This is a genomic window from Mesorhizobium sp. WSM4809, assembly GCF_055811655.1.
The window spans coordinates 321,507-335,569 of the sequence record NZ_JBVVQW010000002.1 but is presented as its reverse complement, the minus strand read 5'-3'; the positions used below and the strand labels follow the sequence as shown (position 1 = coordinate 335,569).

Sequence of the window (14,063 nt, the reverse complement as noted above, 5' to 3'; positions counted from 1 at the left end):
TTCCTCAGATGCCCATTCGACTGACTTCGAGATAGGCGGAAACCACCTTGTCGCGGATGGCGACGGCGGTCTGAAGCGCCTGCTGCGCGCTCATCACGGCGTCGACCACCTGACGGGTGTCGGCGTCGCCCTTGAGCGCCTGCAACGATACCTGCTCGGCATTCTGCAGCGTGTTCACGGTCTTGGAGGCTGCCTGGCTCAGCGCCTCGGCAAAGGAGGTGCCGACATTGCCGCCGGCCGAGGGTGTCGCGCCGCCCTGGAGCAGGCTTGTGGCCGCGTCGTCGCCGCCGATCGACGGCTTGAACTGAAGCGCTCCGATACCGCTGATCATTACTGGTTCCTCATCAGGTCGATGGTCATGGAAATCAGGTCGCGGGCCTGCTTGACCACCTGAAGGTTGGCCTCGTAGGAGCGATTGGCCTCGGTCATGTCGGCCATTTCAATCAGCACGTTGACGTTGGGCATCTTGACGTAGCCCTTCTCGTCGGCGGCCTCGTTGCCGGGCTGGAACTCGACTGGAAAGTCACTGGGATCTCGATCGATCGAGTTCACTGCAACCGTTGAACTGCCGGAGGCCCGGTCAAGCTCAGAGACGAAGCTGATGGTCTTGCGGCGATAAGGATCGGAGCCGGGCGCGGTGCCGGTCGACTGGGCGTTGGCGAGGTTTTCGGAAACCACGCGCAGGCGCTCCGACTGGGCGCCGAGGCCGGATGCTGCGACTTTGAGGGCTGCGGTCAGTGCGTCCATGGTCAGCTCTTCACCGCCATCATCATCATCGTATGAAACGCCTTGACGATCGCTGTGTTGAGCTCGAAGGAGCGGCGCACCTCGCCGGCTTTCAGCAACTGGTCTTCCAGAACGACCGAGTTCTTGGACGGCATGACGACGCCGTCATTCTCCTGCGGCTTGATGGTGAAGCCGGCATTGGTCGCTGCATTGCCGAGATGGCCGGCCTGGGTCGCCTGCAGCGATACGGCAGCGCGGTCGAGCACCTTTTCGAATGGCTCGACATCGTTTGCCGTATAGCCTGGCGTGTTGGCATTGGCGATGTTGCCGGCGACTGCCGACTGGCGCACGGCCAGCCATTGCGCTTGCTTGGCGGCGAGGTCGAAAAGGGAAACGGGCTCCATGGGAATCTCCGAGCAGGTACCCAGAGACTAGGCCGCCAGTCTTGCGCGGGCCTTGCGGATGGCGGGAGCCGGAGATCGTTTATCTGGAGAGTTCGATCACCCGGTCGGCACTGGTGACCATGACCCATTTGCCGTTGCGCTGCTCGATGGAGGACACCTGACTGGAGTCAGGCAGTATCGAGCCGCGCTGGACGATCCAGAGGCCAGCGTCGTCCTGGATCATGGCACGGCCGTTAGCGACATGAACCATGCGGAATTTCGCCGCGTCGGCCGGAAACGGTTGCTCGTCGGGTGCGGCTGCGGGATTGACATCGTCCCGCACCGTCCCCGTGGCAAGAAGATCGAGATTGGCCGCGGGAATATCCTTTGCCGTCAGCGGCGCGCTGCGTTCGGCGACCACGCCGCCGCCCGCTCGCCCGGAATTGGAGCCGGTGCCGCCGAACTTCATCGCCTGGACGCCAAACTGGTCCTGGTTGAAGAAGATGTACCAGGGAAACAGGGCGCAGATCAGGCCGAGCGTGATGCCGAGCGCGGCTATGACGAAATCGCTGCGTCGGTCGGACTTCTTCTTCAGTCGGGGAAACGGTGCCTTTGGCGGCTGCGGCCATTCGGTGCGCGGGAACAGCCCGTCGATCAGCGAGTCGCGGCTTGCCTGCGTCATCTCGGCAGCCACCGCCTGGGGAGCCCGGGGCAGAGCGGGTTCGACGGGCCTGGCCAGATCAGGATCGGCTTTGCCAGCCCGTGGCAGGATTGGCTTGACGGCTCTGGCCAGAACGGCCTCGGCTTTGGCTGCGATGGCACGGGCAGCCTTTGCCTTGGCGGTTCTCGTTTCGTCAGCCTCGGCTTGCACCACGGCGTTGGCCTCGGCGATCATGTCGCGCAGGATGCGCTCGGTATATTCGCGTTCAGTCTCCGGCATCGGCGTTCAGCTTGCTCTTGAGGTGGCGGGCGAGATCGGAGAATGGGTCGGCCGACGGGCGATCCTTCGGCGCTTGCGTCAGCGCCTCATAGATCAGCGGCACCTGGCGCACGGCGATGTCCAGTTCGGCATCGGCGCCGCCCTGATAGGCCCCGAGCAACCGGATATCGCGCGTGTCCTCGAAGCGCGAGATCATCGACTTCAGCCTTGTCACCAGCGCGCGCTGTTCGACGCTCCAGGCCTTTCCGGCCAACCGCGATATGGACGACAGCGGGTTGACGGGGGGATAGCGACCCTGTTCGGCGATCGTGCGATCGAGCACGACATGGCCGTCGAGGATGCCGCGCACGGAATCGGCGACCGGATCGTTGTGATCGTCGCCGTCGACCAGCACGGAAATAATGGCGGTGATGGATCCTTTGCCTTCCCCGCCCGGCCCGGCGCGTTCGAGCAGCTTGGGCAGTTCGGTGAACACCGAGGCCGGATAACCGCGCGCGACCGGCGGCTCGCCGGTACCCGTCGCCACCTCACGCAGGGCGTGGGCGAAGCGGGTGATCGAATCCAGCACCAGCAAAACGCGATGCCCCTGGTCGCGAAAATGCTCGGCGACGCGCATGGCGGTGTCCGGCGCACGCCGGCGCATCATGGCGCTTTCGTCGCTGGTGGCGACGACGGCGACGGTCTTGGCCATGCTGTCGCCGATAGTATCCTCGAGGAATTCACGGACTTCTCGGCCGCGTTCGCCGATGAGCGCCACCACGACGGTATCGAATGCGTCGGCGCCGGCGAGCATGGCGAGCAGCGTCGACTTGCCGACGCCGGAGCCGGCAAAGATGCCGAGGCGCTGGCCGAAACAGAGCGGCGTGAAGATGTCGATGACCTTGACGCCGGTCATGAAGGCAGTGCCGACGCGTTGCCGCGCCATGGCTCCCGGCGTCGTCTGGGCGCCGCGCGATGTGTCGTCTCCCCGGGCGAGCGGCGGGCCGCCATCGATCGTCCTGGTGAGTGCGTCGATGGTGCGGCCGCGCCACGAGGCATGCGGCGCCACCACGAGCGGACCTCGGCGGAAAACGGCATCACCGATGCCGGAATCGGCGCTGCGTTCGAAGGGTGCCACGACGGCCTCGTCGCGGCCGATCTTGACGATCTCGCCGCGCCGCGCACCGGCATCGCCGCGCTGCTCGACGATGTCGCCCAGCCTGGCGAAGCCGGAAAGGCCGTGCACCTTGTAGTGCGTGGGCGTGACTTCGATGACGCGGCCGCCGCGCTTGAGCAGCGCCTCGGCGTCGGCGAAACGCCGCCAGACCCGTTCCAGCGCGGCAAGCCGGTCTTCCGGCGCCGGCTGGAGTTGTCTTTCGAGTGCGCGCAGGGATGGCTGGTCGAGCGACATGGATTATTTCGAGCCGAGCGTCTTGATCGCCTCGTCGGTGGAGGAGTCGGTCTGCCGCATCAGGGCGGCGGTGTTCTCGAAGGCGCGCTGGACCATGATCAACCTGGTGATCTCCAGCACCGGATTGACATTGGACTCTTCGAGAAAACCCTGGGCGACGCCGATATCCGAGCGATCGGTGACAGGCTCCGGGGTGCGTGCCGGAACGATGCCGGAATTGCCGTAGCGGACGAAGTTCGGGCCTGGGTCGAAATTGTAGAGACCGATCGAGCCGACAAGCTGATCGTTCTGGCGCAACGAACCATCGGCCCCGGCCTTGGGTGGGCCGTTGCGGGGATCAAGCTGGATCGGCGAGCCGCCGGCATCGAGCACCGGGTGGCCCTCGATCGACATCAACTCGCCGTTCTCGTTCATCGAAAAGCGGCCGTCGCGGGTCATGACGGTGCCGACCGGCGTCTCTATGGCAAACCAGGCATCGCCCTGGACGGCGAAATCGAAGGGATTTCCGGTCTCGCTCAAGGCACCATGGGCGCCGGAAAGGTAGGTCTTGCCCGGGGAGGCGAAGGATACCGATTTCTGCCCGGTGCCGGAGACGACGTCCTCGAACTTCACGCCGGTGGCGCGAAAGCCGATCGTCGAGGCATTGGCGACGTTGTCGGCGATGGTGTCGAGGCGCCGCTCGAGCGCGATCTGCGACGAAAGGGCGACGTACAGGCTATCCCGCATGATGGTCTCAGAACCTCAGTTTCTGCATGGCCATCATCAGGTCGGTGGAGATGCCGACTGTGAGTGGCTGGGCAAACAGCACGCTGACCGAGGTGACGGCCGATGAAGTCGGGTGGTTGATCTCGTACATGCTGGTGAAGCGGGTCAGGAACTTGCCGAGTTTCTCGGGGTCGGAGAAATCCGAGATGTCGAGTTTTTGCTCGAACAGCTGCGCCTGCTTGTCGACGTCGGCGGTGGCGAAGGAATCGGGCAGGCCGAGCACGGTGCGCACGACACTGGCAAGCGCGGTGTCGGCCAGCACGTCATACCAGCTGGTGATGGTTGGGGCCTTGCGATCGAAGTAAAGCGCCAGCCGCACACCCTGGTTAGCCTGACCGGCATCCTCTTCGAGGGTCTGGCGCATGTATTTGTCGACGGTCGGCTGCTGCGCCGGATTGATGGTGGTGGTGTTTTCGCCATAGGCCTCGAAGTTGAAGGCGGAGGCAAGCGCGGCATAGGTCTTGTCCGTCATCTTGTTGGCGACGCTGTCGGGATCGCGGACGCCGCCCTGCAGAACCCGCTTGATGAGATCCTTGTCCTCCGTCGCGGAATCGAGACCGAATGACGCCAGCGCGTATGTGTAGAGCCGGTTGTTCGACATCAGATCGTCGATCGACTTCACCTTGGTGATGTTGGCGAGATAGTATGTCGTCTCGCCCTTCACATAGGCCGAATTGGGATCGAGGCCGGCGATCTGGGCCTGGATGGCATAGTTCTTGGTCACCAACTGCTGTGTCTTGTTGTAGATGGTCGCATCGGCGCCGTTGGCGGCGAAGTTGAAGGCGCTGACGAATTCGGCGTAACGCTTGTCGGTCAGCTTGTTGGCGAAGCTGTCGGGATCGGAGACGCCTTCCTTGAGTGCCTTGACCATGAAGGCCTTGGCGTAGTCCATGTCCTCCAGCCCGTAGGCCTTCATGGCATACTTGAACAAACGGTCGTTTTTGACGAAATCGTCGATCGATTTCACCTTGGTGATATTCGCGAGATAATATTTGGTGTCGCGATCAACCACGGGCTGCTGCTCGATCCTGTCGATCGATTTTGAAATGTCCTTGGTGATGAGCTGGTAGCTGGTAAAGGTATTGAGCAAAGACGTGCCTCCGGCCGAAGCTATGCCGGCACAATACCCCTACTTCCTTGCGCGAAACTGAATCGCTTCCAAGCCCTCGATTCAAGCCTCACACAAGGCACGGGGACTATCCCTAGCTCCTGATGTGAAATGCGGAAGGACCTGTCGTGGGCATTCTGATTGGACTGGTGGTAACGCTCGGCTGCGTCCTTGGCGGCTTCATGGCCATGGGCGGCCATCTTCACGTGCTGATCCAGCCATGGGAGGTCGTGATCATCTGTGGTGCGGCTTTTGGCACCTTCCTCGTTGCCAATCCGATGAAGACGGTCAAGGACACCGGCAAGGCCATTCTCGAAGCCTTCAAGCAGGCGGTGCCGAAGGAACAGGACTATCTCGAGACGCTCGGCGTGCTGCACTCGCTGATGCGCGAGCTGCGGTCGAAATCCCGCAGCGAGGTCGAGGCGCATATCGACAATCCAGAAGAGTCGGCGATTTTCCAGGCGTTCCCAACCGTGCTGCACAATCATGACCTGACGCATTTCATCTGCGACTACTGCCGTATCATCATCATCGGCAATGCCCGCTCGCACGAGATCGAGGCGCTGATGGACGAAGAGATCCAGACCATCAGGTCCGACAAGATGAAGGCCTATCACGCGATGGTGGCGGTGGGCGATGGCCTGCCGGCGCTCGGCATCGTCGCCGCCGTGCTCGGCGTGGTCAAGGCGATGGGCGCGCTCGACCAGTCGCCGGAAATCCTCGGCGGTCTGATCGGTGCCGCACTTGTCGGAACGTTCCTCGGCATCTTCCTGTCCTATTCGGTGGTCGGGCCGGTCGCCACCAAGATCAAGACGGTGCGTGAGAAGAAGAACCGCCTCTATATCATCGTCAAGCAGACGCTGCTGGCCTACATGAACGGCGCGCTGCCGCAGGTGGCGATCGAGTTCGGCCGTAAGACCATCTCGTCCTATGAACGGCCGACGATCGATGCCGTCGAGCAGAGCACGATGAATACCGGCACCGTCGAAAAGAAGGCCGCCTGAACGATGCGCGATAGATCGGTCCCAGCACTGTCATGACCAGTCCGGGCAGCCCAGCGGAAGCGCGTTCGCTGATCATCGAGCGTCTGGTCGGCGACAGCGGCGAGGCCGCGCAGGTCATCGACGCAGGCCGCGCCATGGCCGAACGCGCCGTACCGCTGTTGCAGAAAAGCCTGACCAGCGAGCTTGGCGTTCCGGTCGTCGTCGACCTCAAAGCGATCGAGGTCAGCCGCGTTCCCGAGGCGCGTTCGCGTGCCGGCGACACGTTTGCCATGACCGTGATCGGCTCGTCGGCGTCCTCTGATGCGATGACCCTGGTGATCGATGCTCCGGCGATCGCGATCATGGTCTGCACGCTGTTCGGCGGCGACCCGGATCTGCCGGCATCGCCGATCGAACGCGATCTGTCGCAGATCGAAATCGATGTTTCGACCATGGTGTTCCAGCAGGTCGCGCAGGCCCTCAACGGATCGGGAAAGCGCTCGCTCGACCTGCGCCTGCCCGCGCCGCGAGCAATGTCCGGCACCGAGGCGAAGCGGTATGTGCTGCGCGATGGCGCGGCAATCCGTATCGTGCTTGGCATCTCGACGCCGGCCGACAGTGGCACCGTCACGGTGACGATGCCGCAGCGCGTCGTGCTGGCCAGCCGCGACGGAGCCGTGCCTGTCAGCGACGACGATCACGGCCCCAGCTGGCGCGCCCGCTTTTCGGAAGAGGTGATGCGCTCCACCGTGGCGCTCGAGGCCACTATGCCGCTGGCGCGGCTGACGCTCGGCGACCTCGCCGGTTTCGAAATCGGCGACGTCATCGAATTCGAGGAAACGGCCCAGTCCCAGGCGCGTCTCAGCGCACGGGGCAAGACGCTGTTCGTATGCGAGTTCGGCAAACTGGGACAGAATTACACCGTCCGGATCAGGCATCCTTACGACGCCGGGCAGGACTTTATCGACGGGCTGATGCCGGCTGCCGCCGGACGCGCCTGAGCATTTGGAGACGATCATGGCCAAAACCAAGGCGGAAGCCGACCTCGACCAGCCGGACGAGCAACTCGATCGCGCCATCGAAGAGTTGCGCGGTGTCCTGCATGAAGAGGAGCAACGCCCCGATGCGGCCTTCAGGGCGGCCTCATCAGCCAATTCGAGCGTGATCATGAACATCCCCGTCGATGTCCAGATCATCCTCGGCAGCACCGAGATGCCGGTCTCCGATCTGATGGCGCTGCAAAAAGGCTCGACCGTGGCGCTCAATCGCCGCATCGGCGAACCTGTCGACGTCGTGGTCAACGGCCGCAAGATCGCGCGCGGCGAGATCACCGTGCTGGAAAGCGATCCGTCGCGGTTCGGCATCAGGCTGACCGAAATCATCGCCGGCACGAAGGGCGCCTAGACATGGTTTGCGGGGCTTGCCGGTGGCAGCGGAGGCGAGTGGCATGACGACGCCGGTGACCTTGACCCGCGCGCAGAAGGCGGCCGCCATACTTGTGGCGATGGGCAAGCCGTCGGCCAGCCGCCTGCTGAAATTCTTCAAGCAGGAAGAACTGAAGGCCCTGATCGAGGGCGCCCGCCTGCTGCGGACGATTCCGCAAAGCGATCTTGAGCGCATCGTCGCCGAGTTCGAGGCCGAGTTCACGGAAGGGGCGGGATTGCTTGATTCCGCCGACAGGATGGACACCATCCTCAACGAATCGCTCTCGCCCGAAGAGATGAGCGCGATCATGGGCGACAAGAAATTCGAGGTCGCACCGGAAGGCCCGCCGCCGATCTGGCCCGAACTCGAAAAGCTCGAACCGGCGCGGCTTGGTGCCTTCCTGGCCGGTGAGCATCCGCAGACGGCGGCCATGGTGTTGTCGAAGCTGGCGCCGCAGGTGGCGGCCAACGTGCTGCTGACACTGACCAAGCCGATGCGTGGAGAAATCATCAAGCGCATGGTGACGATGGCCAATGTTCCCGACGCTGCCGCCAGGATCGTCGAAAACCGGCTGCGCACCAGCGTGCTGGCGGAAACCTCGACCAAGGACACCTCGGCCGGGCAGGCGCGTGTCGCCAGCGTTCTCAACGAACTCGACAAGCCGCTGCTCGAGGAGGTCATGCAGGATCTGGAAGCAGCCGGCACGCCTGATCTCGACGGTGTGAGGGCCCGCCTGTTTGCTTTCGACGACTTGCCGTTGCTCACCCAGAAAGCCCGGGTGCTGCTGTTCGACGGGCTGTCGACGGAGTTGGTCACGCTGGCCCTGCGCGGCACTTCGGCCGCACTCGCAGAATCGGTGCTGTCGGCCATCGGCGCCCGCTCGCGGCGCATGATCGAAGCCGAACTCGGACAGGGCTCGGACGGGGTCCCTCTCGCCGACATCACGGCGGCCCGCAAGACGATCGTTACGACGACGATCCGCCTGTCGCGCGAAGGCGCCTTCGAACTGCCCTCGACCCAAGACGCCGCCTAAGGCCGCGCCATGGCTGACGCGGTCGACAAGGATTCGAAAACCGAAGAGGCGACGGAAAAGAAGATCCGCGACACCATCGAACAGGGCAAACTGCCCCATTCGCGGGAGACAGCGCTCCTTGCCTCGTTCGTTGCCATCCTGGTGTTCACCGTCTTCTACGCCAAGGATGCGATCATCGATCTCGGCATGTTCCTGTCGATGTTCCTGGAGAAGCCGGAAGCCTGGCCGATGGACACCGAGACCGACGTCATCGCGCTCTACAAGATCGTCCTCCTCGAGGTTGGCCGCGCCGTCCTGAGCCTGATGGTGCTGCTGACCGTCGCCGGCGTCGGCGCCTCGGTGTTCCAGAACATGCCGCAATTCGTAGGCGAGCGGGTCCGGCCGCAACTCTCGCGCATTTCGATCGCCAAGGGGTGGAACAGGCTGTTCGGCATCCAGGGTTGGGTCGAGTTCCTGAAGTCACTCGGCAAGGTCGGGTTTGCCATCGTCGTGCTGAGCTTCACGCTGTCGGAAGACCACCGAAAGCTGCTCGCCGGGATGATCACCAATCCGGTCGCCTTCGGTCTCGTCATCCGCGGCATCGCCGTCGACATCCTGGTGGCGATCGTCTTCGTCATGGGGCTGATCGCGGCAATCGACATCGTCTGGTCCTGCTTCCACTGGAAGCAGGATCTGCGCATGAGCAAGCAGGAGGTCAAGGACGAGTTCAAACAGTCCGAGGGCGACCCGATCGTCAAGTCGCGGCTGCGCTCGCTGGCGCGCGACCGGGCGCGCAAGCGGATGATGACGGCGGTGCCGCGCGCGACGCTGATCATCGCCAACCCAACGCACTTCTCGATCGCGCTGAAATATGTGCGCGACGAGGACTCGGCACCCATGGTGCTGGCCAAGGGGCAGGATCTGGTGGCGCTGAAAATCCGCGAGATCGCGCGGGAACACAACATCCCGGTCTTCGAGGACGTGGCGCTCGCCCGCTCCATGTACAAGCAAGTTTCGGTCGATAGTGTGATCCCGTCACAATTCTACCAGGCCGTCGCCGAACTGGTGCGGATCGTCTACTCGAAAAAGGCTGAGCGCAGACAGATTTCATGAACCGGCAACCACACGCAAAATCTCGCGAGATCATAGTCGCCAGCGCCATCGAGCAGGTGGTGGGGGAACTCAGGCTGATCGATGTCGCCGACTACATCGCCTTTATCCGGCTGGAGCATTTCGCGTGCCTGTCGGACCTGGTTGATTCAGCGGTCGAGTTGTTCTTCATGCCGGGCACTCTGCGGCTCGGCCATGGTGGTGAGGCGCATGTCGACTGGAGCGGCAGCCCGCGCATCGTGCTCGATCTGGAACTGAGGCCGCCCGGCGTCACCGTCTATTTCCAGCTGACGCTGAGCGAGCTCGGCGCTTCGGTGGCGGTCAACTACGTGTCGTTCGAGAAGCCGGGCGAAGACCCGGAGCACAATACGGCGCTGCTCGAGGCGGTGATCGAACAGGCGCGCATCCGCAGGGTCGAGCCGCTCGCCTATCGCTGACGTCGGTCGCTATCGAGCTGCCTGTCGAAAACCCCTATTCGATCAAGCCCAGCCGCAGCGCCTTGGCCACGGCCTGGTTGCGATTGACGGCGTTGAGCTTCTGGGTCGATTGGGTCAGATACTGGTTAGCGGTGTGCACCGATAGTTTCAGGAGCCGCGCAATCTCTTCGCTGGTGTTGCCGTTGGCGGTCAGCTTCAGGCATTCGAGCTCGCGCTTGGAGATTGCCCGCATGCGGCCGGTATCGCCCGGACGGATGCGGGCGACGGCGGCGAACAGCGAAAAGCAGCGGGCGTGTATTTCGTAGAGCGCATCCTGCTGCAAGGTCATCTCCGAGCCCAGGAATACGACAAGACCGCATTGGCCGCGGTCGGCGTGCACGGGAAAAGCGATGCCGCTGGTTCCGGGCACCAGCGCCGCCATCTGCTCGGTCCAGGCGAGAGTGGTAAACAGCTCCACCATGGCAAGGACGCCGTCATCCGTCCACCAGCGCGGTTCGGTCGAGAGGCGGGTGTGGCGCACGATCTCCTCGCCGTTGGCGCCTGAGATGAACTTGGTCGCCACGGCAATGCCCGGATAGTCGGAATCAAAGCATGGCACGAGCCGCGCCCGCTCGGGCGAGGGGCTTACGAAGAAGAGGCCGAAAGCCGAGGCATTCATGTCAACGGCGATCCAGCGGCAGCGGCGCACGGCATCGGGAATGGTGACAGCGTGATGGGTTTCGGAGCTAAGGGTGAAGGCCCCGAACGGGTTGCGCTGCTCGTTGAAAAGGGCTTCGGCCGTTTCCTTGATATCGGCGTGTTTCAAATGATGCCGCTCCTGATCGCCGTGGCGATGGCCATCGCGCGGTTGCTGGCCGCAAATTTCTGGATGGCGTGGGTGATGTAGCTGTTGACGGTGTTGGAGGAGACGCCAAGGATGACGGCGACCTCGTCGGTGGTCTTGCCTTCGGAAACCCAGAACAGGCATTCGCGCTCGCGATCCGACAACGGATCCTGCATGGCGGCAGCGGCAATCAGTTGCGGGATGTGCGAGAGCGCGTAGCAGCATTTCAGTTGCGCCCGCATCAACGCCGGCTGGTCGATGCTGCCGGCGGTCGCCGCAGAGAACAGGGCGAACAGGCGCTGGCGACCGACATTAAGGCGCAGCGAATAGATTTCGGCATGGCCGAGCACGTCGAGAAGGCGGGCTTCCTCTCCGGTGATCAATCCGTCTGTTTCTGGTGCCCGGGATGCCACGAGCGGATGTGGACGGATACCTGGCGCGACGGTGAGCGCGCCTTGCGCGAGCCCGGCGATCAGCCGCTTGCCGATCAGTTCGATGGCATCGAAAATCCAGTTGGAGGAGACGATGCGCGCATCGTTGCGGTCCTGGTCGTGGACAATGGCGACCAACATGTAGCTGTCGGCCCCGATCTCGGCGGTCAGTTGCATGAAAAAGCTGGTGAGATCGCCGCGCGACGTCAGGCGCGAGCCCAATGTGTCGGATTGAAGAAGTGCGGCGGGACTGCTCATTCTTGTTGCTTTTGGCCGGAATCGTTTCTGCTGTCCGGATGCTGGGAGCCAGCCGCCGAACCCGAATACGCATTACTTTGACGAAGACACACGCGTGGCGCAGGGCTGCGCCGAACCAAATCCCGAATCCATTCAGGGAACGCGAAGCCGTCCGCGTCTGGTGCCGGAAAAGCTCCGGAACAAGAGACTTTGGGTGGTCGCCGCGCCCCCCAAGGACCGGCTGATTCGGGTCTAATCTATCCGCAGTTGAATCTGACATCAAACGCGATTTGACAAAATCGAATCCGGTGGACTCACGTGCGACTCAGAGGTCGGTTTTCGCGCCTCGGACAGAAGACCGGGACGCGAAAATCTTCGCCGGCCATTTCGGCAGCCGGTCGATTTCCCCAGGCTAGGGAGTATTTGAATGGACGGGCGCGCCGGTGCTGGCGCCGAACGCTAAGGCCTTGGCCTGATCGTGGGAGCCGGGCGATGTTGCCGCCCGGTCCCGGTGGCCTTTTGCTTATGCCTGTCGTTGTCCCAAAACCGCTAGATGCTCCGGGACGACAGGCATTTACCGATCCTCGAACCCGGTCAGCACGCCGACCGCGTTGATGCCGATCTCCTCGACGGCATAGCCGCCTTCCATGACGAACAGCGTCGGCAGGCCGAGCCCGGCGATGCGGCGGCCGATCTTGGGATAGTCCGATGTCTTCAGCTTGAACTGGCTGATCGGGTCCTTCTCGAACGTATCGACACCCAGCGAGACGATGACGACATCCGGTGCATAAGCGGTGAGCCTGGCGCAGGCATCCTCGAGCGAGGCGTTCCATGCATCCCAGTCGGTGCCGAAGGGCATCGGATAGTTGATGTTGAAGCCTTCGCCGGCACCCGCGCCGCGTTCGTCGGCATGGCCGAGGAAGAACGGGTACTCGACCATCGGATCGCCATGCAGATTGAGCACCTGGACGTCTGCACGGTCGTAGAAGATCTCCTGCGTGCCGTTGCCGTGGTGATAGTCGACGTCGAGGATCGAGATGCGTCTGGCGCCCTGGTCGCGGAACCATTGCGCGGCGACGGCGGCGTTGTTGATGTAGCAATAGCCGCCCATGAAGCCAGCCCCGGCATGGTGGCCGGGCGGACGGCAGAGCGCGAAGGCGGAAGCCTCGCCATCCTTGACCAGGCAGGCGGCGGTCAGCGCCACGTCGTAGGAAGACTTGATCGCAGCCCATGTGCCTTCGACGAAGGTGGCGCCGGCATCGAAGGAATAATAGCCGAGCAGTGCGTCGATGCGCTTTGGCGGCACGTCGCCGCGCAGGCCGCGCGTCGGCCAGGTGAAGGGCATCGCCGTGCCCGTGAGGCCTGCTTGCAGCCATTGCGGCCAGACCGTCGGGAGAAAGTCGATATAGTCCGATTTGTGGATGCGCTTGGCGGCGGCGAGGTCATGTTCGTGCGGCGCGATGATGGGACCCAGTTTCTCGCTTTCGACCCGTGCCTTGATGAATTCGGCCCTCGATGGCTTTTCGAAACCCGGCACGATGGCTGATGTGACCAGTTCCATTTGGCCGGCATGGCCGGCGTGAAGGGGGGAGAAAACAGTCTTCATAAATTCCTCTCGAAGTGCGAAATCAGTCAAGATTCAAGATTGAGATAAGGGCTCACCAGAGCGAGCCACATTCTTTCCACATCGTCCTCGATGAGGTCGTATGTCTTGCGGTCTCTTTTCAGCCCGACAAGCCGGCAGGCGTGCCCGACGTCCATCATCAGCACGCCGAGCCGGCTGGCGATCTTGTTTTCAAGCGCCGGGTTCACATGCTGCAGCCATGCGGCGTAGAGCGCGATGATCTGCTCGTCATATTCGTTCTGGATCGGCCTGAGGTCGGCATTGCCTGAAATGGCCTCGATCACCGGCATCAGGCTGGCGTTTTCGAGGTAGAGTCTGGACGTGTCGATGAAGAGCTTGCGCACTTCGCGCCGAAACTCTTCACGGTTGGTGGGCGGGGCGACCTTGATACGCTTGGCGATCACCTCGGGAAAGGATGACAGCCAGCGCCGGGCGAGGTCCAGAAGAATGGCTTCCTTGTTGGGAAAGTATTGGTAGATCGAACCAACCGACAAGCCTGCGCGCTGCGCAATGGCGAGCGTCGTCGGCGTCTTGGTTCCTTGCTCCCGCGTCAAGACCAGCGCTGCGTCGAGAATCCGGTCGACCACCTTGCTGGAGCGTTGTTGCCGCGGCTGTTTGCGCGGTTCGAGCGCTATCCTGGTTTTGCGGTCGAGACTGCGCTTCACGCTT

General features: G+C 62.9%; 17 protein-coding genes. 6 read left to right on the top strand and 11 right to left on the bottom strand.

The genetic code is table 11. The features are described from left to right. Positions 1–4: 4 nt before the first annotated feature. The 7 genes from fliE to AC0L24_RS06095 form a co-directional block, all read right to left on the bottom strand. Entirely contained in the window at positions 5–331 is a 327-nt protein-coding gene (fliE, locus tag AC0L24_RS06125) for a flagellar hook-basal body complex protein FliE (protein WP_127809424.1), read from the bottom strand. Beyond that, positions 331–747, bottom strand: coding sequence for a flagellar basal body rod protein FlgC (flgC, locus tag AC0L24_RS06120; protein ID WP_013529797.1), 417 nt, complete (start codon positions 745–747; stop codon positions 331–333). The genes fliE and flgC overlap by 1 nt, the downstream gene beginning before the upstream one ends. A 2-nt stretch (positions 748–749) precedes the next feature. Next, positions 750–1,130 (bottom strand): flagellar basal body rod protein FlgB, encoded by a 381-nt coding sequence (flgB, locus tag AC0L24_RS06115; RefSeq protein ID WP_027038255.1) that lies wholly within the window; start codon positions 1,128–1,130, stop codon positions 750–752. A 79-nt stretch (positions 1,131–1,209) separates the two neighbouring features. Continuing rightward, complete coding sequence (locus AC0L24_RS06110; RefSeq protein ID WP_473563565.1) at positions 1,210–2,049, bottom strand: hypothetical protein; 840 nt, start codon at positions 2,047–2,049, stop codon at positions 1,210–1,212. Then, positions 2,036–3,439 carry a flagellar protein export ATPase FliI gene (gene fliI / locus AC0L24_RS06105; protein WP_473563564.1) on the bottom strand — a complete coding sequence of 468 codons (1,404 nt, stop codon included), beginning with the start codon at positions 3,437–3,439 and terminating at the stop codon, positions 2,036–2,038. The genes AC0L24_RS06110 and fliI overlap by 14 nt, the downstream gene beginning before the upstream one ends. Positions 3,440–3,442: 3 nt before the next feature. Beyond that, positions 3,443–4,165: a flagellar basal-body rod protein FlgF gene (gene flgF, locus AC0L24_RS06100; RefSeq protein WP_127380744.1), complete on the bottom strand. Its 723-nt coding sequence runs from the start codon at positions 4,163–4,165 to the stop codon at positions 3,443–3,445. 7 nt (positions 4,166–4,172) lie between these two features. Beyond that, positions 4,173–5,294, bottom strand: coding sequence for a DUF1217 domain-containing protein (locus AC0L24_RS06095; protein ID WP_127320967.1), 1,122 nt, complete (start codon positions 5,292–5,294; stop codon positions 4,173–4,175). A gap of 146 nt (positions 5,295–5,440) precedes the next feature. On the opposite strand from AC0L24_RS06095, the gene motA reads away from it, so the two are divergent. Genes motA through AC0L24_RS06065 form a run of 6 tightly spaced genes read left to right on the top strand, consistent with a single transcriptional unit; the run spans position 5,441 to position 10,279 of the window. Next, positions 5,441–6,316 (top strand): flagellar motor stator protein MotA, encoded by an 876-nt coding sequence (gene motA, locus AC0L24_RS06090; RefSeq protein ID WP_127326683.1) that lies wholly within the window; start codon positions 5,441–5,443, stop codon positions 6,314–6,316. Positions 6,317–6,348: 32 nt separating this feature from the next. Then, positions 6,349–7,296, top strand: a complete 948-nt coding sequence (locus AC0L24_RS06085) for a FliM/FliN family flagellar motor switch protein (RefSeq protein WP_127269588.1) — start codon at positions 6,349–6,351, stop codon at positions 7,294–7,296. Between the two features lie 16 nt (positions 7,297–7,312). Further along, on the top strand, positions 7,313–7,699 hold the full coding sequence (fliN, locus tag AC0L24_RS06080; protein ID WP_023809994.1) for a flagellar motor switch protein FliN: 387 nt from the start codon (positions 7,313–7,315) through the stop codon (positions 7,697–7,699). Positions 7,700–7,742: 43 nt separating this feature from the next. After that, positions 7,743–8,753 (top strand): flagellar motor switch protein FliG, encoded by a 1,011-nt coding sequence (locus AC0L24_RS06075; RefSeq protein ID WP_027038262.1) that lies wholly within the window; start codon positions 7,743–7,745, stop codon positions 8,751–8,753. Between the two features lie 9 nt (positions 8,754–8,762). Beyond that, on the top strand, positions 8,763–9,845 hold the full coding sequence (flhB, locus tag AC0L24_RS06070; protein WP_473563563.1) for a flagellar biosynthesis protein FlhB: 1,083 nt from the start codon (positions 8,763–8,765) through the stop codon (positions 9,843–9,845). Further along, positions 9,842–10,279: a hypothetical protein gene (locus AC0L24_RS06065; RefSeq protein ID WP_127380740.1), complete on the top strand. Its 438-nt coding sequence runs from the start codon at positions 9,842–9,844 to the stop codon at positions 10,277–10,279. Before flhB ends, AC0L24_RS06065 begins: the two co-directional genes overlap by 4 nt. A gap of 34 nt (positions 10,280–10,313) precedes the next feature. Here AC0L24_RS06065 and AC0L24_RS06060 read toward each other — a convergent pair whose 3' ends face one another. The 4 genes from AC0L24_RS06060 to AC0L24_RS06045 form a co-directional block, all read right to left on the bottom strand. After that, positions 10,314–11,084, bottom strand: a complete 771-nt coding sequence (locus AC0L24_RS06060; RefSeq protein ID WP_127396601.1) for a response regulator transcription factor — start codon at positions 11,082–11,084, stop codon at positions 10,314–10,316. Next, a complete protein-coding gene (locus AC0L24_RS06055) occupies positions 11,081–11,791 on the bottom strand; it encodes a helix-turn-helix transcriptional regulator (RefSeq protein ID WP_127268993.1) in 711 nt (236 codons plus the stop codon). Before AC0L24_RS06055 ends, AC0L24_RS06060 begins: the two co-directional genes overlap by 4 nt. A gap of 553 nt (positions 11,792–12,344) precedes the next feature. Next, positions 12,345–13,376 (bottom strand): histone deacetylase family protein, encoded by a 1,032-nt coding sequence (locus AC0L24_RS06050; RefSeq protein WP_127809427.1) that lies wholly within the window; start codon positions 13,374–13,376, stop codon positions 12,345–12,347. Between the two features lie 26 nt (positions 13,377–13,402). Then, the gene (locus tag AC0L24_RS06045; RefSeq protein WP_127326863.1) at positions 13,403–14,059 is read right to left on the bottom strand and encodes a TetR/AcrR family transcriptional regulator; all 657 of its coding nucleotides are present in this window, start codon (positions 14,057–14,059) and stop codon (positions 13,403–13,405) included. Positions 14,060–14,063 lie beyond the last annotated feature (4 nt).

Bases quoted from the DNA above. Each gene is read 5' to 3' on its own strand.
- fliI (WP_473563564.1), bottom strand. From the start codon at position 3,439: ATGTCGCTCGACCAGCCATCCCTGCGCGCACTCGAAAGACAACTCCAG.
- AC0L24_RS06085 (WP_127269588.1), top strand. From the start codon at position 6,349: ATGACCAGTCCGGGCAGCCCAGCGGAAGCGCGTTCGCTGATCATCGAG.
- AC0L24_RS06110 (WP_473563565.1), bottom strand. From the start codon at position 2,049: ATGCCGGAGACTGAACGCGAATATACCGAGCGCATCCTGCGCGACATG.
- flhB (WP_473563563.1), top strand. From the start codon at position 8,763: ATGGCTGACGCGGTCGACAAGGATTCGAAAACCGAAGAGGCGACGGAA.
- flgB (WP_027038255.1), bottom strand. From the start codon at position 1,130: ATGGAGCCCGTTTCCCTTTTCGACCTCGCCGCCAAGCAAGCGCAATGG.
- AC0L24_RS06065 (WP_127380740.1), top strand. From the start codon at position 9,842: ATGAACCGGCAACCACACGCAAAATCTCGCGAGATCATAGTCGCCAGC.
- flgF (WP_127380744.1), bottom strand. From the start codon at position 4,165: ATGCGGGATAGCCTGTACGTCGCCCTTTCGTCGCAGATCGCGCTCGAG.
- AC0L24_RS06075 (WP_027038262.1), top strand. From the start codon at position 7,743: ATGACGACGCCGGTGACCTTGACCCGCGCGCAGAAGGCGGCCGCCATA.
- fliE (WP_127809424.1), bottom strand. From the start codon at position 331: ATGATCAGCGGTATCGGAGCGCTTCAGTTCAAGCCGTCGATCGGCGGC.
- fliN (WP_023809994.1), top strand. From the start codon at position 7,313: ATGGCCAAAACCAAGGCGGAAGCCGACCTCGACCAGCCGGACGAGCAA.
- flgC (WP_013529797.1), bottom strand. From the start codon at position 747: ATGGACGCACTGACCGCAGCCCTCAAAGTCGCAGCATCCGGCCTCGGC.
- AC0L24_RS06050 (WP_127809427.1), bottom strand. From the start codon at position 13,376: ATGAAGACTGTTTTCTCCCCCCTTCACGCCGGCCATGCCGGCCAAATG.
- AC0L24_RS06055 (WP_127268993.1), bottom strand. From the start codon at position 11,791: ATGAGCAGTCCCGCCGCACTTCTTCAATCCGACACATTGGGCTCGCGC.